Raw genomic sequence first — 24237 nt, forward strand, 5'->3', positions numbered from 1 at the left:
GTCGCGGGCGGCCCGGGCCTGGGCGGTACCGATGCCCACCATCGACCCCCAGGTGGTCTCCCGCTCGGCCGCCGCCCTCGCCGAGTACGGCCCCGACTTCGGCTACGCCCACTATGCGGCGGTGCGACGGCTGCCGATCGCCGTCGGCGGCGTCGCCGTGCTGGCGGCGGTCGCCCTCGCCGCCCAACTGCCGCTGCTGCGCCGGGCCCTGGGCCGGCTGCGCAAGCCCGGCGACGGGCCGAGCGAAGAGCAGCGGGCGCGCTCCTGGTTCGCCGTCCGGTTCACGGCGCGGGCCCATGACGGGCGCAGGGTGCTCACCGAGGTGTCCGGGGGTGATCCCGGCTACCAGGAGACCGCGAAGATGCTGGCCGAGTCGGCGCTCTGCCTCGCGTACGACGACCTGCCGCCGGTGGCGGGGCAGTCGACCACGGCGGTGGCGATGGGCCGGCCGCTGATCGACCGGCTGATCGCCGCCGGCCTCTCCTTCCGGGTGCTGGACACCCCGCCGAAGACCGCCCCCGGCCGGTCGTGACCGGTAGCGGCCGGTAGCAGCCGCCGACCGGCACGCCGTCACGCCCCGCCGGTCGGCCTGAGTTCGCGTTCGAGGGCGGACAGCGCGAAGGTGTGCGCGGAGGTGTGCTGCCAGCGCGGCCGTCCGAACATCACGTCCTCGGAGAGCCCGTTGAGCATGGCCACCGCCCTGATGACGAACTCGGGCAGGTCCACGTCGGCGAACTGTCCCAGGGCCCGGCCCTCGCGGATGACGGCTTCCAGGCGTTCCTCCCAGGCGTCGGAGAGCGCCGTGAGGACGGTGCGGCCCGCGTCGTCGTGGCGCTGCGCCAGCACCTGCGTCCACAGGGCGTAGCGTTCGTCGCCCGGGTGGCGGGGCAGGTAGGCGCGGACGAACAGGTCCAGCTTCTCGGCGGGGGAGGCGGCCTCGTCCGCGGCCTGCTGGAACCGGGCCCCGAGGTCCCCCTCGCTCCACACGAGGACTTCGAGCAGCAGGCGGTCCTTCTTGCCGAAGTGGTACAGGATGTGCCCGGTGCTCATGCCGGCCCGCTCGGCGATGTCCGACATCCGCACGGTCGCGGCGCCCTTCTCGGCGATGGCGCTGATGGCGGCCCGCATCGCCCGTTCCCGTGCCCCGCCGCCGCTGGGCGTAGCGGGGCGGCGCGGGGGCTGAGCGGGCGGCTGGGACTCCGGCGTCGACATGGCCTCATCTCGCTTCTGGGGATCTAGATCGGTAGTCTAGACTGAAAATCTAGTCAATGCGACTGAGGCGTCCGTCCGCTCGACCGGCCGGACGCCCCACCGGTTCGCCCTACCCGACCCACCATCCAGGAGGCATCCGCATGACGCGGGGATTCGACGTCGTGGAGACCAATATCGCCGACCTGCGCGCGGCGCTGGAGAAGGGCGAGACCACCGCGGTCGCGCTGCTCGACGCCTACCTCGCGCGGATCGAGGCGTACGACCGGCCGGGCACCGCCACCGCGCTCAACGCGATGGTCGTGATGAACCCGCACGCCCGCGCCGAAGCCGAGGCCTCCGACGCCCGCCGGGCGCGCGGCGAGACGCTCGGCCCGCTGGACGGCATCCCGTACACCGCGAAGGACAGCTACCTCGCCAAGGGGCTGACCGCCGCGGCCGGTTCGCCGGCCTTCGAGCACCTCGTCGCCCAGCGCGACGCCTTCGCGATCGAGCGGCTGCGCGCGGGCGGGGCCGTCCTCATCGGCCTGACCAACATGCCGCCGATGGCCAACGGCGGCATGCAGCGCGGCGTGTACGGCCGCGCGGAGAGCCCGTACAGCGCCGACTGGCTCACCAGCGCCTACGGCTCCGGCTCGTCCAACGGCTCGGGCACCGCGACGGCCGCGTCGTTCGGCGCGTTCGGCCTCGGCGAGGAGACCTGGTCGTCGGGCCGGGCACCCGCGTCGAACAACGCGCTGTGCGCCTACACGCCCAGCCGCGGCGTGATCTCGGTGCGCGGCAACTGGCCGCTGGTACCGACCATGGACGTCGTCGTCCCGCACACCCGCACCATGGCCGACCTGTTCGAGCTGCTCGACGTCATCGTGGCCGACGACCCGCAGACCCGCGGCGACCTGTGGCGCGCCCAGCCGTGGGTGCCGCTGCCCGCGTCGTCGCAGGTCCGCCCCGCCTCGTACCCGGCGCTCGGGCCCGCCGATCCGGCGGCGGCGCGCGCCGCGCTGGCCGGCAAGCGCGTCGGCGTCCCCAGGATGTACATCAACGCCGACCCGGACGCCGGAACGAACCCCGAAGGCGGCATCGGCGGCCAGACCGGTCAGCGGATCGACACCCGCCCCTCGGTGATCGACCTGTGGAACGCCGCGCGCCGCGACCTGGAGGCGGCCGGCGCCGAGGTGGTCGAGGTCGACTTCCCCGTCGTGTCGAACTACGAGTCCGACCGCCCCGGCGCCCCGTCGCTGTTCACCCGCGGCCTGGTCGGCCGGGACTTCCTCACCGTCGAGATCGAGGACCTCTCCGCCTGGGCGTGGGACGACTTCCTGCGCGCCAACGGCGACCCGGAACTCGCCACCCTGACCGAGGTCGACGGCGAGCGCATCTTCCCCAAGCAGGAGGGTGAACTCCCGGACCGCTACGCCGGCTTCGACGACACGATCGGCGAGTACCCGCGCTTCGTGCGCGAGCGCCGCTACGCCTCCTTCACCGACATGCCCCACCTGGAGGAGGGACTGCGCGGGCTGGAGGAGACCCGCCGGGTCGACCTGGAGCAGTGGATGGACGAACTGCGCCTGGACGCCGTGGTGTTCCCGACCGTCGCCGACGTCGGCCCCGCCGACATGGACGTCTCCGAGGCCTCCGCCGACCTCGGCTGGCGCAACGGCGTCTGGGTCGCGAACGGCAACCTGGTGCCCCGCCACCTCGGCATCCCGACGGTGACCGTGCCCATGGGCACCATGGCGGACATCGGCATGCCCGTCGGACTGACCTTCGCGGGCCGCGCCTACGACGACAACGCCCTGCTGACCCTCGCCGCCGCCTTCGAGGCGACCGGAGACCGCCGGACCGTCCCGCCGCGCACGCCGCGACTGCCGGCGGAGTGAGGCGACGGCGGCGCGGCACCGCCCCTCGGCGGCGGTGCCGCGCCGCCGCAGCGGGACCGCCCGCTGCGCCGCCCGGATGACGCGCTCCTGCTTCCGGATCCTTTCGCACCGACCCGGCCACCAGGGTCAACGCCACTGAACCGATCACCACACTCGACGAGTTGGTCAAACACCTCAAGCAGGCCGCCCGCCTGGAGACGGTCACCGTCCCCATGTACCTCTACCCGTCCTCCACAGACCGTGCGTGGGAAGGGCTCCACCGGGCGGGTGCGGGGGCGGACTGCCCGGTGGAGTCCGGCCGCTACCGCGTCAGCAGCTTCTCCAGGACGTCCGCACCCTTTGCCGCGCCGCCCGCCCCGCGCAGGATCCGGCTCAGGGCCGCCGCCCTGGGGCGGCAGGACCCGACGTCCTGGACGGCGTCGCGCAGGCCCTGCACGGTCGGCTCGGCGAGCATCCTGCCGACCTGCAGTTCCTCCGCCCGCCGGGCGATCGCCCGCTGTTCCGGGATCTGCGGCACCGCCACGAAGGGCACCCCGTGGTAGAGGGACTCCATCGCCGAGTTCATCCCGCCGTGGCTCAGGAACACCTCGGTGTGTCGCAGCACCGCCACCTGCGGCACGTGCGCGTGCACTTCGACGTTCGCCGGGATCGGGCCCAGCGACTCCTGGTCCAGCCCGCCCACCGCCATGACGACCTGCCAGTCACTGTCCCCGAACGCCTCGACGCAGGTCCGATAGAACTCGGGCCGGTCGTTGAAGACGGTTCCCAGCGATATCAGCAGCACCGGGGCCCGCGACCGGGGGCTCCACTCCTCAGCGGTCTGCCGGCTGCTCAGCGACGGCCCGACGAAGTGGAAGCGCTCGTCGAAGGTGTCCCCCGACATCTGGAACTCGCGGGGGATGAACACCAGGCTCGTCGGGGCCACGTAGCCGAACATCAGGTTCGGGTCCTCGAGGAAGGTGTGGCCCTGCGCGAACTTCCCCATGTCCTGGAACGCGGCCACCAGCCGGGGGTTGGTGTGGTCGAAGTCGGCTGGTAAGTACACCTGCGCCGCCGAGAAGGACTCGTTCTCCGCGAAGGTCGGCACCAGGGAGATCTCCGGCACCTCGAGCAGGTTCGCCAGCATCCTCCCGGTGAAGGTCACCGAGTCGTAGCACACCGCGTCCGGCGGGTCGGCCGAGAAGTGCCCGGCCAGGACGGGGAAAGAGGCACGCGCGTCGTCGAGGTAGTACTCCATCGTCACGGCGAGCTGTTCCGCCGTGAACCCGCCCCGCGCCGCCATGTCGGGCGGCAGCTGCGAGGGCAGGGTCACCGGCGCCGCCCCGGCGGCGAAGGCGGCGTCCGCGGTGGCCGGTCCCGTGGCGTAGCTGACCCGGTGACCGCGCCGGACCAGCTCTTCGACCAGCGGCAGGGTCGGGTTCACATGCCCGGACGCGGGCGCGCTCACGAAGGCGAAATGGGCCATCAACTCTCCTCCAGGATGACCGGAAGAGTCTTGTGTCCGTTGGTGAAGAAGGAACCCAGCGGCTCGAGTTCGGACGACGGGACGGCCAGCCGCAGCCGGGGGAACCGGGAGAACAGCGCGGACAGCGCCGTCGTCGCCTCCAGCTTCGCCAGGGGGCTGCCGAGGCAGTAGTGCACGCCGTGCCCGAAGGTGAGGTGGTCGGCCCGCGACGGCCGGGTGACGGAGAACTCCCCCGCGTCGGCCCCGTGCTGCGCCGGGTCGCGGCCGGCCGCGCCGTAGGACAGCAGGATCGCCTCACCCTTGCGGATCTGCACGCCGTCCACGGAGACGTCCTCCACGGCGTACCGCAGCGGCAGGTTCGGCACCGGCGCCTGCCAGCGCAGGGTCTCGTCCACCACGTCCTCCCACGTGCTGGTCCCGGACCGCACCAGGGCGAGCTGGGACGGGTGCGTGGCCAGCGCGTGGATGGCGTGATCGAGCAGGTTGACCGTCGTCTCGAAGCCGGCGGAGATGGTCAGCAGCAGGGTGTCCAGCAGTTCCCGCTCGGACAGTCGTGTGCCGTCCGCCTCCTGTGCGGCGATCAGGTCGCTGGTCATGTCGTCGCCGGGGTCGCGCCGTTTGGCGGCCACGAGTTCCTTGAGCAGCATGTACAGCTCGCCGGAGGCGGCCTGCACGCCCGCCGGGTCCGCGTCGAGGCTGAACACCGCGTCCACCAGCCGCCGCAGGTCCGCGCCCGTCTGCTCGCTCACCCCGAACAATCCGGTGATGACCTGGATCGGCAGCGGGAACGCGAACCGTGCGCGCAGGTCGACCGTCTGCCCCGGCGGCACCGCGGCCAGGTCGGCGATCAGGCCGGCCGTGATCTCCTCGACGCGCGGCCGCATCGCTTCGATCCGGCGCGGGGTGAACGCCTTGGCCACCAGGCTGCGAAGCCTGGTGTGGTCGGCCCCGTAGGCGGTGAACATGTTCTGCATCGCGACCCACATGATCAGCGGCCAGTCCGGCGGGATGTCGCCGTCGCGCCACATGGGCCAGTGCTTGTTCGCGTCCTTGGAGACCTTCGGGTCGAGCAGCAGCTTCTTCGCCAGGTCGTGCCCGGTGACGGCCCAGGCCGACACGCCACCGGGCAGTTCGACGGGCGTGGCCGGGCCGCGCTCGCGCAAGGCAGCGGCCTCGCCGAAGATGTCACCGCCCGAGGGGTCGATGACATACGCGTCGGCGGGCGGGGCCTGCGCGCGCACCGGCTCGGTGAAGGTGGTGGTCGTACGGGGCTTGGGCGGCTCGGTGACCTCCAGCAGGGTAGCGGTGAACCGCGAGCCCATGCCGAGGCCGATCGACATGATGGTGTCGCCGGGCCTGAGGGTCTCGTCGTGCAACAGGTGGTCCACGCCGAGCAGTTGGTCGCACGGCCCGACGTGGCCGAGTTCGCGCAGCATCGGCCAGGTGGTGCGGCCCAGGTCGATGCCGAGCGGCTCCAGCACGACGACCTCCAGTTGGGCCAGGCCCAGACCGGTGACGACGAACCTGGTGATGTCGGCGACGCTGACGCCGGCCTCCTTGGCGGCCTGCTCGACCGCGGTGACCAGCGCCCCGCTCATCAGCGTCAGATACGGGGCCAGGCCGGTGACCTCGATCGGCGTACGGTTGCGGTGGCCCTTGGGGTCCGGGATCGTCGGGGTGGCGAGGACCTCCATCTGGGTCGCGGAGCTGTTGGCGGTCGCGACCAGCCGCGCCCGGCCGCCCTCGCGGTTGAGCACGGCCGCGCCCGCACCGTCGGACAGGAAGACCCCGATGGTGGGCTGCCAGCGTTCCCACCGCGGCGGCAGGAACCGGGCGGTAGCCGTGACCAGGGTCGCGGTCGCGGCCGGGTCGGCCACCAGGTGCGCGGCAGCGGCCTGCAGCGCGGCCGAGCCGCCGTTGCTGGTCGCCTCGACCTCGTAGACGAGGGCGTGGCCGAGGCCGAGGACGCGCTGCAGGTGGCAGGAGGACGCCATGTGGTCCTGGTGGTCCATCTGGGCGTAGGCGGCCATGGAGATGTCGGCGCCGCTGAGGCCGGACTCGCGCAGGGCTCCGATCGCCGCGTGCACGGCCATCGCGTGCTCGGTGACGTCGTCGGAGCGGGTGAACGACACGAAGTCCGACAGCGCGAGCAGCCGCCGCATGGTCTCGGTGTCCGGCACGGCCTGTGTCGCGGGCGTGCGGGGCGGCAGATACCGCCCCGTTCCGCCGATGTAGACGTTGTCCCAGATCATGCATAGTCCTTTCCCCTGAGCGCGGACAATCCGGCGCCGTATCCGCTGAAGTCGAGGAGCCATGTGCTGATGGCCAGCGCCGTGGCCGCGGAGTGCTCCTCCAGTACGGTGAAGTGGTCGCCCGAGACGGTGAGCACCTCCTGGGCGGTGGTGGACAGCCGGGGCCACGAGCGCTTCCCGGTGCCCACCAGCAGCACCGGCGCGGTGACGGGCTCCGGGGCGCCGGCCAGATCGAGGTATCGGCCCATGGCCACCAGCCGGTCGTCGTCGACCGGCTGGACCTGGTGGCCGGCGTCGAGCATGCCGGTGAGCACACCCGGCAGGTCGTCGGGGTAGCCGTCGATGAGCACCACGGCGCTGGGCCGGGCCCCCCGCCGTTCCAGTTCCCTGGCGGTCTCCAGCGCCAGCCACGCGCCCACCGAACGGCCGACCAGCACCGGCGCGGCGACGGCCGACGCGGCGTCGGCGAGTGCCTGGACCAGGACGTCGGCGTCCGCGGGCAGCGGGTCGCCGGCGAAGCCCGGCAGGGTGACCGCCGTGACGTCGCGGGCGGCCTCCAGCGCCGCGGCGAACCGCCCGTACTCCTCGATGCCGCTCGACGCCAGCGCGGACGGCAGGCAGACCAGCGACGGCTGGAGGAGGCCGGCCGCGAGGGCGACCACCTCGGCCTTGGGCGCGTCGGTGGCCGGGCTCAGCCGGGACGCCGTGGCCAGCAGGTCGAGGCCGTCCTGCGCGCGGCCGACGTCGAGGGCCTTGCGCAGCAGGCGCTCCATCGGCCCGGCGACCCGGTTCTCCGGCGAGCACAGCTGCCCGTAGAGGTGGTTGACGAGCTGTTCGGGCGTCGGGAAGTCGAAGACGAGGGTCGCCGGGAGCTGGAGCCCGGTGGCCGCGTTGAGCTGATTGCGCAGCTCGATGGCGGTCAGCGAGTCGACGCCGTGGTCGCGGAACAGCTGACGCGGGTCGTCGATCCCGCCGGGCGCCATCCCGAGGATGCTCGCGCTGCGCGTGGCGACCAGGTCGAGCAGCAGGGCGCGCTGTTCGGGCTCGGGCAGGGCTTCGAGCCTGGCCCGCAGGTCGCCGGGGCCGGCTGCCGGGGCCGGCGCGCGCCGCGGCCGGGCGAGTCCGCGCAGCAGCGCGGGCGGGGTGTCGATCGCCGCGAGGTCGAGGCGCACCGGCACCAGCGCCGGGCGTTCGTCGGCCAGGGCGGTGTCGAACAGGTCGAGGGCCTGCTCGGTGGCCAGCGGCAGCATCCCGGTCCTCGCCAGCCGACGGTGGTCGGCCTCGCTCAGTCCCCCGGTGATGCCGCTGGACTCGGCCCACTGGCCCCAGGCCAGGGAGGTGACCGGCAGACCGCGCACGTGCCGGTGCTCGGCGAGCTCGTCGAGGAACGCGTTCGCGGCGGCGTAGTTGGCCTGCCCGGGGGCGCCGAACACCCCGGACGCCGAGGAGAACAGCACGAACGCCCGCAGGTCGAGGTGCTCGGTGGCTTCGTGGAGGTGCCACGCGGCATCGGCCTTCGAGCGCAGCACCGTGTCGATCTGCTCCGGAGTCATCGATCCCACCACGGCGTCGTCGACGACCCCGGCGGCGTGCACGACGACCCGCAGGTCGGGGATCGAGGCGACGAGATCCCTCAGTGCCCCGCGGTCACCGGCGTCGCAGGCGACCACGGTGAGGGCGGCGCCCAGCTCCTGCCGGAGCCCGGGCGGCTCGACGCCGCGACGGCCGGCGAGCACCACGTGCGGGGCACCGTGCCGCGCGACCAGGTGCCGGGCGAGCAGGACGCCGAGGGTGCCGGTGCCGCCGGTGATCAGCACGGTGCCGTCCAGGGGCGCGCCGTCCAGGGGCCCGGTCGGCCCGGTCGGCCCGGTCGGGGCGGCCCTCACCAGCCTCGGCACGAGGGCGATTCCGTCGCGCAACCGGATCTCGGGCTCGCCGTCGCTCACGGCGGCGCGCACCGCGGCGGGGATCGCCCGTCGTGAGGCGGCCGTGCCGTCGTGCCGGACGCTCAGGATCCGCCCGGGGTTCTCGCTGTGCGCGCTGCGCAGGAAGCCGCGGGCGGCGGCCGAGGCCAGGTCGTCGCCGGTGAGGACGACGAGCCGGACCGGCGTATCGGTGGCCAGGAACTCCCGGACCCTGCCGAGCAGTTCCCGGGTCACCGCGTGGGCGGCCGCGACCGGTTCGCCCTCGCCGACGACCTCGTGGAGGACCGTCTCGGTGCCCGGACCGTCTAGTGCCGCCATCGGGGTCCAGTCAACGGCGAACAGCGTGTTCGACCGGCGCCCGGCCCCGTGACCCGCCGCTTCGACGGGCCGCAGGACGATCTCGTCGATGCTCACGACCGGCATCCCGGCGGTGTCGGTGATCCGCACCGCGCAGGTGTCCGGCCCGATCGGGTGCAGCACCACGCGGACCGTCGCGGCCGACCCGGTGACCGACACGCCGGAGAACGAGAAGGGCAGCCGCGCCGGGCTGCCGCCGGCGCCGCCGTCCTCGGCCGCGAGGCCGGCGAGCAGGGTCAGCGGCTGTATGGCGGCGTCCAGGAGCGCGGGGTGGACGCGGTAGCCGGTGAGCTGCGCGGGGTCCGCCGGGAAGCTCACCTCGGCGTGCAGGTCCTCGCCGTGTCGCCGGATGCCGGTGAGCCCCTGGAAGGTCGGCCCGTAGTCGTAGCCGGCTTCGGCGAGCCGGTCGTAGAGCGAGCCGATGTCGAGCGGCGCGGCCCCGCTGTCGTCCGCCCCGGGCACGGCCGTCCGGTCCGCCCGTGTCGCCCGGTCCGTGGGCGGACTGAGCACGCCGGTCGCGTGGCGGGTCCACTCGTCGGGCTCGGCGGAGGTGCGGGAGTGGACGGTGACGGGCCGGCGTCCGGTGTCGTCGGGCGCGCCGACGGTGACCTGCACGTGCACACCGTCGTGCTCGGACAGCACGAGCGGCGCCTCCAGGACCAGCTCGGACAGTACGGGGCTGGCCGTGTGCTCGCCGGCGTGGACGACCATGTCCACGAACGCCATCGCGGGCAGCAGCGTCGAACCGAGCACGGTGTGCTCGGCCAGCCACGGGTGGACGGACGCGGAGAGCTTCCCGGTCAGCACCACGCCCTGCCCGTCGGGGAGCTTCACCAGGGACCGCAGCAGCGGGTGGTCGGGCGTGTCGGGGCCCTCCGACGGGGTGGTGGGCTGGAGCCAGTAGTGCTGGTGCTGGAACGCATACGAAGGCACCCGTCCACCCGACGCCCCCGCCGCCGCAGCCACCACGGGGGGCGTCCAGTCCACGGCACCATCCGCCCACAACCGCCCCAACCCCGCGAACAACCGCTCCACAGAATCACCACCACGCCGCATCAACCCGTTCCCCACCAGCAACGGATGCGGACCCACCTCCACGAACCCCGTCACACCCCGACCCGCCAGCCACTCCAGGGCATCAGCGAACCGCACCGGCTCCCGCACCTGCCGCACCCAGTACCCCGGCTCCCCCATATCCACCGGACGCCCCGCCACCGTGGACACCACCGGAATCACCGGCTCACCGAACGACAAACCCGCCGCCACCCGGCCCAACTCCCCCAACACCGGATCCATCCGCGCCGAATGAAACGCGTGACTCACCTCCAACCGCCCCACCCGACGCCCACGGCCACGCCACACCTCACCCACCGCCACCACCGCCGCCTCGTCCCCCGACACCACCACCGCATCCACCCCGTTGACCGCCGCCACCTCAGCACCCGGCACCAGCGACCCCACCACCTCCTCCACCGACGCCCGAACCGACACCATCGCCCCACCACCCGCCAACCCCTGCATCAACCGGCCCCGCGCCCCCACCAACACACACGCGTCCTCCAGACCCAGAACCCCCGCCACATGAGCCGCCGCCACCTCACCCACCGAATGCCCCACCACGAAGTCCGGCCGCACACCCAACGACTCCACCAACCGGAACAACGCCACCTCCAACGCGAACACCCCCCGCTGCGTGAACGACGTCTCCCCCAACACCCCCTCCCCGTCCTCGAACAACACCCCCACCGGCAACCCCAACAACCCACACACCTCGTCCAACACCCGCGCGAACACCGGGAACACCCCGTACAAACCCCGCCCCATCCCCACCCACTGACCACCCTGACCGGAGAACACGAACGCCGACCCGCCCGGGGAGGCAGTGCCCGTGACAAGTCCGGGCTCTCCGTCGATCAGCGCGTCCAGGCCGGCCGGGTCCGTCAGCACGGCACGGTGCGGAAACCGGGCCCGCGCGGCCAGGTCCGCGGCCACCTCGGCCGGTGTCACCTCGGGGTGTTCGGCGAGGAACCCGCGCAGCCTGCGGGCCTGGTCACGCAGGGCCGCGTCCGACTTCGCCGACAGCAGCCACGGCACCGGCACGACGGCCGCCGGCGTGGGAGTGGCAGGGGACTCGGGCGACCTCTCCTCGGCCGGATCCACGGCCGGTGCCTCCAGGATCACGTGCGCGTTGGTGCCGCTGATGCCGAACGCCGAGACGCCCGCACGACGCAGGTGGCCGTTGTCGGGCCAGGGCCGGGCCTCGGTGAGCAACCGGACGCTCCCGGACTCCCAGTCGACGTGCGAGGTCGGCGCGTCGACGTGCAGCGTCGGCGGCAACTGCCCGTGCCGCATCGCCATCACCATCTTGATCACACCCGCCACACCCGCCGCCGCCTGGGTGTGGCCGATGTTCGACTTCACCGACCCCAGCCACAACGGCTCCACCCGGTCCCCGCCGTACGCCGCCAACAGCGCCTGCGCCTCGATCGGGTCACCGAGCGTCGTCCCGGTGCCATGCGCCTCCACCGCGTCCACCTCGGACGCCTCCAAGCCGGCATTCGCCAACGCCTGACGGATCACCCGCTCCTGCGACGGACCATTCGGCGCGGTCAGACCATTGGACGCGCCGTCCTGGTTGACCGCACTTCCCGCGACCACCGCCAGCACCCGGTGGCCGTTACGGCGGGCGTCGGACAGGCGTTCCAGCAGCACCAAGCCGGCGCCCTCACCCCACGCCGTACCGTCAGCCGCCTCGGCGAACGCCTTCACCCGCCCATCGGCCGCAAGCCCCCGCTGGCGGGAGAAGTCGATGAAGGCGGCGGGTGTCGCCATGACCGTCACCCCGCCGGCCAGGGCGAGTGTGCACTCCCCCGAGCGCAGTGCCTGCGCCGCCAGGTGGATCGCCACCAGCGACGACGAGCACGCCGTGTCCACCGACACCGCCGGACCCTCGAGCCCCAGCAGATACGACACCCGCCCCGAGGTCACACTCGTCGCCGTGCCGGTGGCCACGTAGCCGTCCGCGTCACGCGAGATCTGGTCCACTCCGCCCGCGTAGCCGGATGCCCAGATGCCGGTGAAGACGCCCGTCTGACTGCCCCGCAACGACGTCGGATCGATCCCCGCGTGCTCGAACGTCTCCCACACCGTCTCCAGCAACACCCGCTGCTGCGGATCCATCGCCAACGCCTCACGCGGCGAGATCCCGAAGAACGCCGCGTCGAAGCCACCCGCATCCCCCAGAAAACCACCCGACCGCGTATACGACGTCCCCGGACCGCCGGCCGGATCGTAGAGACGACCCACATCCCACCCACGGTCCGACGGGAACCCCCCCACCGCATCCGCCCCAGCCGCCACCAGATCCCACAACTCCTGCGCCGAGCCCACCCCACCCGGATACCGGGCCCCCAACCCCACCACCACCACCGGATCACCCGACACCGGCACCCCGACCGGCACGGGCGCGACCGTCCGGCGCTCCTTGCCGAGGACCACCTCACGCAGGTATTCGGCCAGCCGGGCCGGGGTCGGGTGGTCGAAGACCATCGTCGCCGACAGCCGGGTCCCGACCGCCGTGGACAGCCGGTTGCGCAGCTCCACGCCGGTGAGCGAGTCGAAGCCCAGGTCCTTGAAGGCCAGGTCGCCGGCGATCTCGTCGCTGCGGCCCAGCACGGCCGAGGCGTGGGTGCTGACCAGGTCGAGCAGGATCTCGCGTTGCAGGGCCTCGGGGAGCGATCCCAGCTCGCCCGCCAGTCCGGTGGTCCGCACCGGTTTGCGGGCGCGTGCCAGCGCGCGCAGCACCGGCCGGTCGCCCAGGGCGGACACCTTGAGGCCGGCCGCGACCACCACCGGTTCCGCGGTGTCCAGGCCCCCGTCGAACAGCCCGAGTCCGTGGTCGGTCGCCATCGGCAGCAGCCCCGCGCGGGCGAGGCGTTCACCGTCGGCCTCGGACATCTGCCCGGTCAGCCCGCTGGCCTCGGCCCAGTAGCCCCAGGCCAACGACACTCCCGGCAGGCCCTGGGCGCGCCGGTACGCGGCCAGGCCGTCGAGGTAGGCGTTCGCCGCGGCGTAGTTGGCCTGGCCGGGGCTGCCGAGCGTCCCGGCCGCCGAGGAGAAGAGGACGAACGCCGTCAGGTCCTGCCCCCGGGTGAGTTCGTGCAGGTGCCAGGCCGCCCGCGCCTTGGGCTCCCAGACCGCGGCGAGGCGTTCGGGGGTCAGGGACTCGACCACGGCGTCGTCGAGCACGCCGGCGGCGTGGACGACCGCGGTCAGCGGGTGCGCGGCCGGGATCGAGTCCAGTACAGCCGCCAGCGCGTCCCGGTCGGCCACGTCACAGGCGGCCACGGTCACCTCCGCGCCCAGCCCGGCCAGCTCCTCGCGCAACGCCGCCCCGCCACCACCGCGGCTGACCAGCAACAGGTGCCGCACACCCCGCTCGGCCACCAGATGCCGGGCCACAAGGCCCCCCAGCGTCCCCGTACCACCGGTGATCAGCACCGTACCGGCCGCATCGAAATCCGCGGGAACAGTGAGGACGATCTTCCCGACGTGAGCGGCCCGGCTCATGAACCGGAAGGCGTCCCGCGCGCGGCGGACGTCCCAGGTGGTGAGTGGTGGCAGACGCAGCTCGCCTGCGCTGAGCAGTCGGACGGCCTCGGCCAGGATCTCCCCCAGCCGCTCCGGTCCCGCGTCGGCCAGGTCGAAGGCCGACACGCCGGGCCGGATGTCGGCCTTGCCCATCTCCACGAACCGCCCGCCGGGCGCGAGCAGCCGCAGGGAGGCGTCCAGGAATTCACCGGACAGCGAGTTCAGCACCACGTCGAAGGGTCCGAACCGGTCGGCGAACTCCAGGGTCCGGGACGAGGCGATGTGGTCCTCGTCCAGCCCCAGGGCGCGCAGCGCGTCCCACTTGCCCGGGCTGGCGGTCGCGTGGACGTCCGCGCCCCAAAGCCGTGCGAGCTGGACCGCCGCCATGCCGACGCCGCCGGTGCCGGCGTGGATCAGCACCCGGTCACCGGCCTTCAGCCCGCCCAGGTCGCGCAGGCCGTACCACGCCGTCAGGAACGCGATCGGCACAGTGGCGGCCTGGGTGAACGTCCACTCGTCGGGGATGCGCACCAGCACCCTGTGGTCGGCGACGGCCACCCGGCCGAACGCGCCGGGCAGCAGCCCGGCGACCCGGTCACCCGGCTGCAGCCCGGTGACCTCGGCGCCGACCTCGGTGACGACGCCCGCGCCCTCGCTGCCGAGCAGCGCCGGGTCCGGGTAGACGCCGAGGGCGATCAGCACGTCCCGGAAGTTCAGGCCGGCCGCCCGCACGGCGACGCGTACCTCCCGGGGCCCGGGCGGGGCCTGCTCGTACGGCAGGAAGACGAGGTCGTCCAGGCTGCCCGTGCCCACCTGCGTCAGCCGTCCGTCGAACGCCTCCGGTGCGGAGCGCACCAGCCGGGGCACGTAGACGGCTCCCCGGCGCACCGCCACCTGGTCCTCGTCGCCGACCGACAGGCCGTCGGGCAGCTCGTCGGCGTCCACGAGCACGAATCGGCCGGGGTGCTCGGACTGCGCGGACCGGACCAGGCCCCACACGGCCGAGGCTTCCGGGTCGCTCACCCCGTCACCGGGAACGACGGCGACCGCGCCCCGCGTGCGCACCACGAGCCGTTCGCCGGGCCCGGCCAGGAAGTCCTGGACGGCCGTCAGCGCCTCGGCGACCGAGCCGGGCGAGACCACGGCGTCGCCGAGCGCGCCTTCGCCGGGGGTCAGCCCGGGAATCAGCGGAATCCAGTCGAGGGCGTACAGCGGGCCGCGTTCAGCCATCGGACGGGTGGTCAGCGCCTCGATGGTCGCCACGGGCTCGCCGGACCGGTCCGCCAGGTGGACGGCGTACGTGCCGGGGCGCACCACCGTCAGCCGCACGCGCGCGGAGGTCACGCCGGTGCGGTGGACCGCGATCCCGCCCAGCGAGAACGGCAGCCGTACGTCGCCTTCCGTGCCGGACAGCAGCGCCAGCGGTTGCAGAGCGGCGTCCAGCAGGGCCGGATGGACGGAGAACCGGGCCGCGTCCGGCACGGTGACCTCCGCGAACACCTCATTGCCGCGCCGCCACACCGCCTGCACGGCCTGGAAGGCCGGCCCGTACTCGTAGCCCGCCGCGGCGAGCGTGTCATAGAGCCCGGTGACAGGTTCCGCGCCGGTCGGCGGCCATTGCGTCAGCTCCTGCCCGACCACGGGCCGCCCGACCACAGGCCGGCCGACCACAGGCCGGCCGCTCACTGTGCCGGTGGCGTGCCGCACCCAACCGTCCGTACGGGACCGGACGTCGACCGTGCGGCGGCCGGTCTCGTCCGGCTCGCCCACGACGACCTGCACGTCCACCGCGCCGTCCGCGGGCAATACCAGCGGCGCCTCCAGGACCAGTTCCTCCACTGCCGCCCCGGCCGCGTGCACCGCCAGTTCCACGAACGCCGTCGCGGGCAGCAGCACCCTCCCCAGTACGGAGTGGTCCGCGAGCCAGGGGTGGGTGGCCAGGGAGAGCCGACCCGTCAGGACCCGCTGCTCGCCCACCTCGACAGCGGCGCCGAGCAGCGGGTGGTCCACCGAGTCGAGCCCGGCCGCGGACACGTCTCCCGCGCCTCCGGCGAGCCAGAACCGCGTCCGCTGGAAGGGATAGGTGGGCAGCGCCACCGGCTCCCGTTCAGGGAACGGCCACCGCACCGGCACACCCGCGACGAACAGCCGCGCCGCGGCGGCCAGGAACTCGGCCGGGGTGCCGTGGTCGCGGCGCAGTGTCCCGGTCACCACACCCGCCTCGTGCTCCTCCAGCGCGGGCGTGAGCACCGGGTGCGGGCTGATCTCGACGAAGACGGGGCGGCCACCCGAGGCGAGCAGCAGCCGGGTGGTCTGGTCGAACAGCACGGGTTCGCGGAGGTTGCGGTACCAGTAGCCGGCGTCGAGGGCGGAGGTGTCGACCGGCTCGCCGGTGACCGTGGAGTAGAACGGGATCACCGCCGGGTGCGGCGTGATGCCGGCCAGGTCGGTGAGCAGCTGCTCGCGGATCGCCTCGACCTGCGCGGAGTGGGCCGCGTAGTCGACGGGCAGACGGCGGGCGCGGATGCCCTCGGCCTCACAGGCCGTCAGCAGTTCGTCCAGTGCGTCCAGATCACCCGACACGACGACCGAACCGGGGGCGTTGACCACCGCCACCGTCAGCCGACCGTCCCAGCGGGCCACGAACTCGGCCGCCGGCTCATGCCCGAGGCCGACCGACACCATCCCACCCTGGTCCGCCAGCGCGACCAGGGCCTTGCTGCGCAGGGCGACCGCCTTGGCGGCGTCCTCCAACGACAACGCCCCCGCCACATACGCCGCCGCGATCTCCCCCTGCGAATGCCCGACCACCGCATCAGGCTCCACACCATGCGCACGCCACAACTCCGCCAGCGCCACCATCACCGCGAACAGAGCGGGCTGCACCACATCCACCCGCTCCAGCGCACCACCACCGACCAGCACCTCCACCAACGACCAGTCCGTGTACGGCGCCAACGCCGCAGCACACGCGTCGATCGCCTCCCGGAACACCGGCTCCGAGCCGTACAACTCCCCGCCCATACCGACCCATTGAGCACCCTGCCCCGGAAACACGAACACCGAACGACCCAGCGGACGGGCGTTCCCGGTGACCAGACCCGGCGCCGACCGGCCCTCCGCCAGTGCCTCCAACGCCTCCGCACCGCTCAGCACCGCCCGGTGCTCGAACACGGTGCGGGCGGCCAGAGCACCCCCGACCGCCGCCGGACTCACCTCGGGATGTACGGCGGTGAAGGCGACCAGCCGGCGCGCCTGCTCCCGCAACGCCACATCCGACTTCCCCGACAACACCCACGGCACCAGCCCGCCCGCGGACCCCGTCGAAACCCCGACCGACTCTTCAGCAGCCGCCTCGATCACCACATGGGCGTTGGTACCGCTGATGCCGAACGCCGAGATGCCCGCACGACGCAGGTGGCCGCTGTCGGGCCAGGGCCGGGCCTCGGTGAGCAACCGGACGTTCCCGGAGTCCCAGTCGACGTGCGAGGTCGGCGCGTCGACATGCAGCGTCGGCGGCAACTGCCCGTGCCGCATCGCCATCACCATCTTGATCACACCCGCCACACCGGCCGCCGCCTGGGTGTGGCCGATGTTCGACTTCACCGACCCCAGCCACAACGGCTCCACCCGGTCCCGGCCGTACGTCGCCAACAGCGCCTGTGCCTCGATGGGGTCACCGAGCGTGGTCCCGGTGCCATGCGCCTCCACCGCGTCCACCTCGGACGCCTCCAACCCGGCATTCGCCAACGCCTGCCGGATCACCCGCTCCTGCGACGGACCATTCGGCGCCCCGAGGCCGTTGGAGGTGCCGTCCTGGTTCACCGCCGAGCCCCGCACCACCGCCAGCACCCGGTGACCGTTACGGCGGGCATCCGACAACCGCTCCAGCAGCACCAACCCCGCGCCCTCACCCCAGGCCGTGCCGTCGGCCGCCTCGGCGAACGCCTTCACCCTGCCGTCGGGAGCCAGGCCGCGCTGGCGCGAGAACTCCGTGAACCCCAGCGGGGTCGCCATCACCGTCACCCCGCCGGCCAGGGCGAGTGTGCACTCCCCCGAGCGCAGTGCCTGCGCGGCCAGGTGGATCGCCACCAGCGAGGACGAGCAGGCGGTGTCCAGCGAGACCGCCGCACCCTCCAGCCCCAGCAGGTAGGCGATCCGGCCGGAGGTCACGCTGGTCGCGGCGCCCGTACCGAGATAGCCCTCGGTGCCGGCGGGCGCCTGGTCGCCGTAGCCGGAGGACCAGATACCGGTGAAGACGCCCGTCTGGCTACCCCGCAGCGACGTCGGATCGATCCCCGCGTGCTCGAAGGTCTCCCACGCGGTCTCCAGCAACACCCGCTGCTGCGGATCCATCGCCAACGCCTCACGCGGCGAGATCCCGAAGAAATCCGCATCGAACCCCGCCGCGTCCACGAGAAAACCACCCGACCGCGTATACGACGTCCCCGGATGATCCGCATCCGGATGGAACAACCCCTCAACGTCCCACCCCCGATCACCCGGAAACCCCCCGATCGCATCCACCCCACCCGACACCAGACCCCACAACTCCTCCGGAGACCCCACCCCACCCGGCAACCGGCACCCCATGCCCACGATCACCACCGGATCAACCCCCACACCCACCCCACCCACCGGCACCACCGACACCACACCCCGGCCGAGGATCTCGCTCAGCAGGTGCTCGGCGAGTTGCCGCGGGGTGGGGTGGTCGAAGGTGACAGTGGCGGGCAGGCGCAGGCCGGTGGCGGTGTTGAGCCGGTTACGCAGTTCGACGGAGGTCAGGGAATCGAAGCCGAGGTCCTTGAACGGCTGCCGGTCCCATGCGGCCCCCGGTTCGCGGTGACCGAGCACGGCGGCAGTGTGGGCGGTGACCAGGTCGAGTGCGGCTCGCAGCCGTTCGGCCTCCGGCAGTGACCGCAGGCGGTCGGCCATCGCGCCGTGCCGCGCCGGGCGCCGGGCCGCCTTGCGGGAGACGAGGCCCTTGAGGGCTGCCGGGGCCGCCGGGGCGCCCGCCATCACGGACAGGTCGAGGCGTACCGGCACCAGCGCGGCCCGGTCCGTGGCCAGGGCCGCGTCGAACAGCGACAGGGCGTGGTCGGTGGCCAGCGGCACGACCCCGGCTCGCATCAGCCGGTCCTGGTCGGCACCGGTCAGGTGCCCGGTCATGCCGCTCGCCTCGGCCCAGTAGCCCCAGGCCAGCGAGGTCGCCGGCAGTCCGAGGGCGCGCCGGTGCACGGCGAGGGCGTCGAGGAAGGTGTTGGCCGCGGCGTAGTTGGCCTGGCCGGGGCTGCCGAGCGTCCCGGCCGCCGAGGAGAAGAGGACGAACGCCGTCAGGTCGCGCCCCCGGGTGAGTTCGTGCAGGTTCCACGCCGCCCGTGCCTTGGGGTCGGCGACCTGCCGGAGGCGTTCGGGGGTCAGGGACTCGACCACGGCGTCGTCGAGCACGCCGGCGGCGTGGATGACCGCGGTCAGCGGGTGCGCGGCCGGGATCGAGTCCAGTACGGCCGCCAGCGCGTCCCGGTCGGCCACGTCACAGGCGGCCACGGTCACCTCCGCGCCCAGCCCGGCCAGCTCCTCGCACAACGCCGCCCCGCCACCACTGCGGCTGACCAGCAACAGGTGCCGCACACCCCGCTCGGCCACCAGATGCCGGGCCACAAGGCCCCCCAGCGTCCCCGTACCACCGGTGATCAGCACCGTACCGGCCGCATCGAAATCCGCGGGAACAGTGAGGACGATCTTCCCGATGTGAGCGGCCCGGCTCATGAACCGGAACACGTCGACCGCGTCCCGGACCTCGCGTACCTCCAACGGCAGCGGTGCGAACTCGCCGTCCGTGAAGGCCCGTACGACGGCGTCCAGGATCTCGCCGAGCCGTTCCGGCCCCGCGTCGGCGATGTCGAACGCCCGGTAGACGATGTCGGGATGGTCGGCCGCGTCGCGGATGTCGGTCTTGCCCATCTCCACGAACCGGCCGCCGGGCCCGAGCAGCCGCAGGGAGGCATCGACGAACTCGCCGGACAGCGAGTCCAGAACCACGTCCATGGGCGGGAACTTCTGCTCGAACTCCAGGGTGCGCGACGAGGCGGTGTGGTCCTCGTCCAGTCCCAGGGCGCGCAGGGTGTGCCACTTGGCCGGGCCGGCAGTGGCGAACACCTCCGCCCCGAGCCGCCGGGCCAGTTGGATCGCCGCCATGCCGACGCCGCCGGTGCCGGCGTGGATCAGGACCCGGTCACCGGCCTTCAGCCCGCCCAGGTCGCGCAGGCCGTACCACGCGGTCAGGAACGCCACGGGCACGGACGCGGCCCTGGCGAACGACCAGTCGTCGGGCATCCGGACCAGCAGCCGCTGGTCGGCGACGGTGACCGGGCCGAAGGCTCCGGGGACCAGGCCCATGACGCGGTCGCCGGGCCGGAACCGGCTGTCCGGACCGGTTTCGAGGACGACGCCCGCGCCTTCGCCACCCATCAGGGCCTCGCCGGGGTAGACCCCGAGGGCGATCAGCACGTCCCGGAAGTTGAGTCCGGCCGCCCGCATGGCGATCCGGACCTGCCCGGGCCCCAGCGGATCCATGAGCTCCGGGCGGGGCACCAGCGCCAGGTCGTCGATGCTGCCGGTGCCCGTGTCCTCCAGCCGCCAGGCCCCGTCCGGCGGGGTGAGGCTCGCGCCGACGCGGACGAGGCGGGGGACGCGCAACGCCCCTTGGCGTACCGCCAGTTCCGGCTCGTCCGTGCCGGCGATCAGCGCGGGGTCCCAGGTCGGGTCGGCGTCGACCAGGACGAACCGGTCGGGGTGCTCGGCCCGCGCGCCGCGGACCAGGCCCCAGACCATCGAGTGGTGGAGGCCGACCACGTCACCGGGTGCGGCGGCGACGGCGTTGCGGGTGACGACCGCCAGCCGCGTCCGCTCGCCCGCCAAGTGGTCCCGGATCACGGCGAGTACGCTCTGCGCGCTCTCGTACGCCGCCTCGACGGGGTCCGCCTCGACGGTGTCCGCTCCGGGCGGCCCGGGCACCTCGTAGACGACCAGGTCCGCGAGGTCGCCGCCCGTCGATGCCGGTTCGAGGGCCGGCCGTTCGAAGGGCAGCCAGTCGAGTGCGTACAGGCTGTCCGGGACGGCGGTGGCGTCCCGGACGGTCAGCGACGTGATGACCGCGACCGGGGTGCCCTCCGGATCGGCCACGGCCACGGTGTACGTGTCCGGCCCGGTGGCGGACAGGCGCACCCGCAGCGTCCGGCTGCCCGCGGGCCGGATCGCCACTCCGGTGAACGCGAACGGCAGGCCGGTGCGGTCGGTGAGGAACGCCATGGGGTGCAGTGCGGCGTCGAGCAGCGCGGGGTGCAGGGCAAACGGTTCCTCGGCGGGAAGCTCCACCTCGGCGTAGACGGTCTCGCCGACCCGCCAGGCCGCCGTGACGCCCTGGAACGCCGGCCCGTACTCGTAGCCGAGCACGGACAGCGAGTCGTAGAGCCCGTCGACGTCGAGGGGCTCACCGGCCGACGGCCAGTCCCAGGCGCTCAGCACCGGCTCCTCGCCCAGGGTCCCGGTGGCGTGCCGCACCCACTCGTCGCCGTCACGCGAGTACACCGTGAGCGGGGTGCGGCCGTCGTCCTCGGGGCCCACGACGACCTGGAGGTGCACCGGGGCGTCGTCGAGGACGAGCGGCGTTTCGAGCACCAGCTCCTCGACCGCGTGGCCGAGCCGGCCGGCCGTGTAGGCCGCCATTTCCGCGAACGCGGTGCCGGGCAGGAGGACGGAGCCCCGCACGGCGTGGTCGGCCAGCCACGGGTGGGTGGCGAGCGAGATCCGTCCGCTGAGCACCGCGCCGTCGGGCAGTTCCACGAACGTGCTGAGCAGGGGGTGGTCGCCCGACGCCGTCGGGACGGGCCGCAGCCAGTACGGCTGGCGCTGGAAGGCGTACGTCGGCAGGCTGACGGGCTCGGTGTCGTCCGGGAACCTCCAGTCGACCGGGACACCATGGACGTGCACGCGGCCGAGCGAGGTGAGGAAGTCGTCCTGGTCGCGCCGGAGCGTGCCGGTGACGAGAAGGTCGGAGCCGTGGTGGTGACCGGTCTCCTCGACGGCGGAGACCAGGACCGGGTGCGGGCTGACCTCGACGAAGACGGTGTGGCCGTGGTCGAGCAGCGCACGGGTGGTGTGGTCGAACAGCACGGGTTCGCGGAGGTTGCGGTACCAGTAGCCGACGTCGAGGGCGGAGGTGTCGAGCGGCTCGCCGGTGACCGTGGAGTAGAAGGGAATCGCCGCCGAGCGGGGTGTGATGTCGGCCAGGTCGGCGAGCAGGTGCTCGCGGATCGCCTCGACCTGCACGGAGTGGGCGGCGTAGTCCACCGGCAGACGGCGGGCGCGGATGCCGTCGGCCTCACTGGCCGCCAGCAGTTCGTCCAACGCGTCCAGATCACCCGATACCACCACGCTGTCCGCCGAGTTGACCACCGCCACCGTCAGCCGGCCGTCCCAGCGGGCCACGAACTCGTCGGCCCGCTCATGCCCGAGGCCGACCGACACCATCCCGCCCTGCCCCGCCAGGGCGACCAGGGCCTTGCTACGCAGGGCGACCACCTTGGCGGCGTCCTCCAACGACAACGCCCCCGCCACATACGCCGCCGCGATCTCCCCCTGCGAATGCCCGACCACCGCATCAGGCTCCACACCATGCGCACGCCACAACTCCGCCAGCGCCACCATCACCGCGAACAGAGCGGGCTGCACCACATCCACCCGCTCCAGCGCACCACCACCGACCAGCACCTCCACCAACGACCAATCCGTGTACGGCGCCAACGCCGCATCACACGCATCGATCACCCCCCGGAACACCGGCTCCGACCCGTACAACTCCCCACCCATCCCCACCCACTGCGCACCCTGCCCCGGAAACACGAACACCGACCGACCCACCGGACGGACCGTCCCCGTGACCAGACCCGGCACCGACCGACCCTCCGCCAGTGCCTCCAGAGCCTCCACACCGCTCAGCACCGCACGGTGATCGAAACGCGACCGCCCCGCCAACGCCCGACCCACCGCAACCGCGCCGACTCCCGGATGCCCGGCCAGGAACGCCCCCAGCCGACGTGCCTGCTCCCGCAACGCCACATCCGACTTCCCCGACAACACCCACGGCACCACCCCGCCCGCGGACCCCGTCGAAACCCCGACCGACTCTTCAGCAGCCGCCTCGATCACCACATGCGCGTTGGTGCCGCTGATGCCGAACGCCGACACGCCGGCGCGGCGGGGACGCCCCGTCTCCGGCCACGGCCGGGCCTCGGTGAGTAGCGAGACATGGCCCGCCGACCAGTCGACGTGCGAGGTCGGCGCGTCGACGTGCAGGGTCGGCGGCAACTGCCCGTGCCGCATCGCCATCACCATCTTGATCACACCCGCCACACCCGCCGCCGCCTGGGTGTGCCCGATGTTCGACTTCACCGACCCCAGCCACAACGGCTCCACCCGGTCCTGACCGTAGGTCGCCAGGAGTGCCTGCGCCTCGATGGGATCGCCGAGGGTGGTCCCGGTGCCGTGGGCCTCCATCGCGTCCACGTCCGCCGTCGACAGTCCGGCATTCGCCAACGCCTGCCGGATGACGCGTTCCTGGGACGGACCATTCGGCGCAGCAAGCCCGTTCGACGCGCCGTCCTGGTTCACCGCCGAGCCCCGGACGACCGCCAGCACCCGGTGGCCGTTACGGCGGGCGTCGGACAGGCGTTCCAGCAGCACCAAGCCGGCGCCCTCACCCCAGGCCGTACCGTCGGCCGCCTCGGCGAACGCCTTCACCCGCCCATCGGCCGCAAGCCCCCGCTGCCGCGAGAACTCGACGAACCCCGCCGGCGTCGCCATCACCGTCACACCACCGGCCAGGGCCAGTGAGCACTCCCCCGCCCGCAATGCCTGCGCCGCCAGATGGATCGCCACCAGCGACGACGAACACGCCGTGTCCACCGACACCGCCGGACCCTCCAGCCCCAGCAGATACGACACCCGCCCGGACGTGGCGCTGGTGGCTGTTCCGGTGGCGAGGAAACCTTCGAGGTCCGGCGGCGGCTGGTTGCCGTAGCCGGAAGACCACAGGCCGGTGAACACGGCTGTGCGGCTGCCGCCGAGTGTGGTCGGGTCGATGCCGGCGTACTCGAAGGTCTCCCAGGCGGTTTCCAGCAGCACCCGCTGCTGCGGGTCCATCGCCAGTGCCTCGCGCGGCGAGATACCGAAGAACCCGGCGTCGAAGCCGGCGCCGTCGGCGAGGAAGCCGCCCGATCTGCTGTAGGTCGTGCCCGGCCGGTCCGGGTCAGGGTCGTAGACGACGTCCCATCCACGGTCCGGCGGGAATTCGGTGATCGCGTCGGCACCGTCCGAGACGAGCCGCCACAGGCCGTCCGGGGACTCCACTCCGCCCGGGTAGCGGCAGCCCATGCCGATGATCGCGATCGGCTCGCGCGCGGCCTCCTCCATGTCGGCGAGGCGCCTACTGAGCACTCCCAGGTCGGCCGTGGCGCGCTTGAGGTAAGTGCGGAGCTTCTCTTCGTCAGACATCG

5 protein-coding genes and 1 pseudogene are annotated in these 24237 nt (G+C 73.1%); 2 read left to right on the forward strand and 4 right to left on the reverse strand.

All coding sequences use genetic code 11. The features are described from left to right. Positions 1 to 532, forward strand: a pseudogene (locus BG452_RS39520) (saccharopine dehydrogenase); the annotation flags it as partial. A gap of 38 nt (positions 533 to 570) precedes the next feature. Here the strand turns inward: BG452_RS39520 and BG452_RS39525 are convergent. Then, positions 571 to 1128, reverse strand: coding sequence for a TetR/AcrR family transcriptional regulator (locus BG452_RS39525; RefSeq protein ID WP_223243408.1), 558 nt, complete (start codon positions 1126 to 1128; stop codon positions 571 to 573). A gap of 224 nt (positions 1129 to 1352) precedes the next feature. On the opposite strand from BG452_RS39525, the gene BG452_RS39530 reads away from it, so the two are divergent. After that, complete coding sequence (locus BG452_RS39530) at positions 1353 to 3089, forward strand: amidase (protein ID WP_188309182.1); 1737 nt, start codon at positions 1353 to 1355, stop codon at positions 3087 to 3089. A gap of 301 nt (positions 3090 to 3390) precedes the next feature. Here the strand turns inward: BG452_RS39530 and BG452_RS39535 are convergent, their stop codons facing one another. From BG452_RS39535 to BG452_RS46585, 3 genes are read right to left on the reverse strand one after another with little or no spacing between them, the layout of a single operon-like run. Next, complete coding sequence (locus tag BG452_RS39535; protein WP_223243409.1) at positions 3391 to 4554, reverse strand: macrolide family glycosyltransferase; 1164 nt, start codon at positions 4552 to 4554, stop codon at positions 3391 to 3393. Beyond that, entirely contained in the window at positions 4554 to 6806 is a 2253-nt protein-coding gene (locus tag BG452_RS47925) for a cytochrome P450 (RefSeq protein ID WP_188309184.1), read from the reverse strand. The genes BG452_RS39535 and BG452_RS47925 overlap by 1 nt, the downstream gene beginning before the upstream one ends. After that, a complete protein-coding gene (locus BG452_RS46585; RefSeq protein WP_223243410.1) occupies positions 6803 to 24235 on the reverse strand; it encodes a type I polyketide synthase in 17433 nt (5810 codons plus the stop codon). The genes BG452_RS47925 and BG452_RS46585 overlap by 4 nt, the downstream gene beginning before the upstream one ends. Positions 24236 to 24237: the final 2 nt, after the last annotated feature.

Origin of the sequence: Streptomyces sp. CBMA123 (assembly GCF_014596465.1) — a bacterium.
Lineage (GTDB): Bacteria > Actinomycetota > Actinomycetes > Streptomycetales > Streptomycetaceae > Kitasatospora.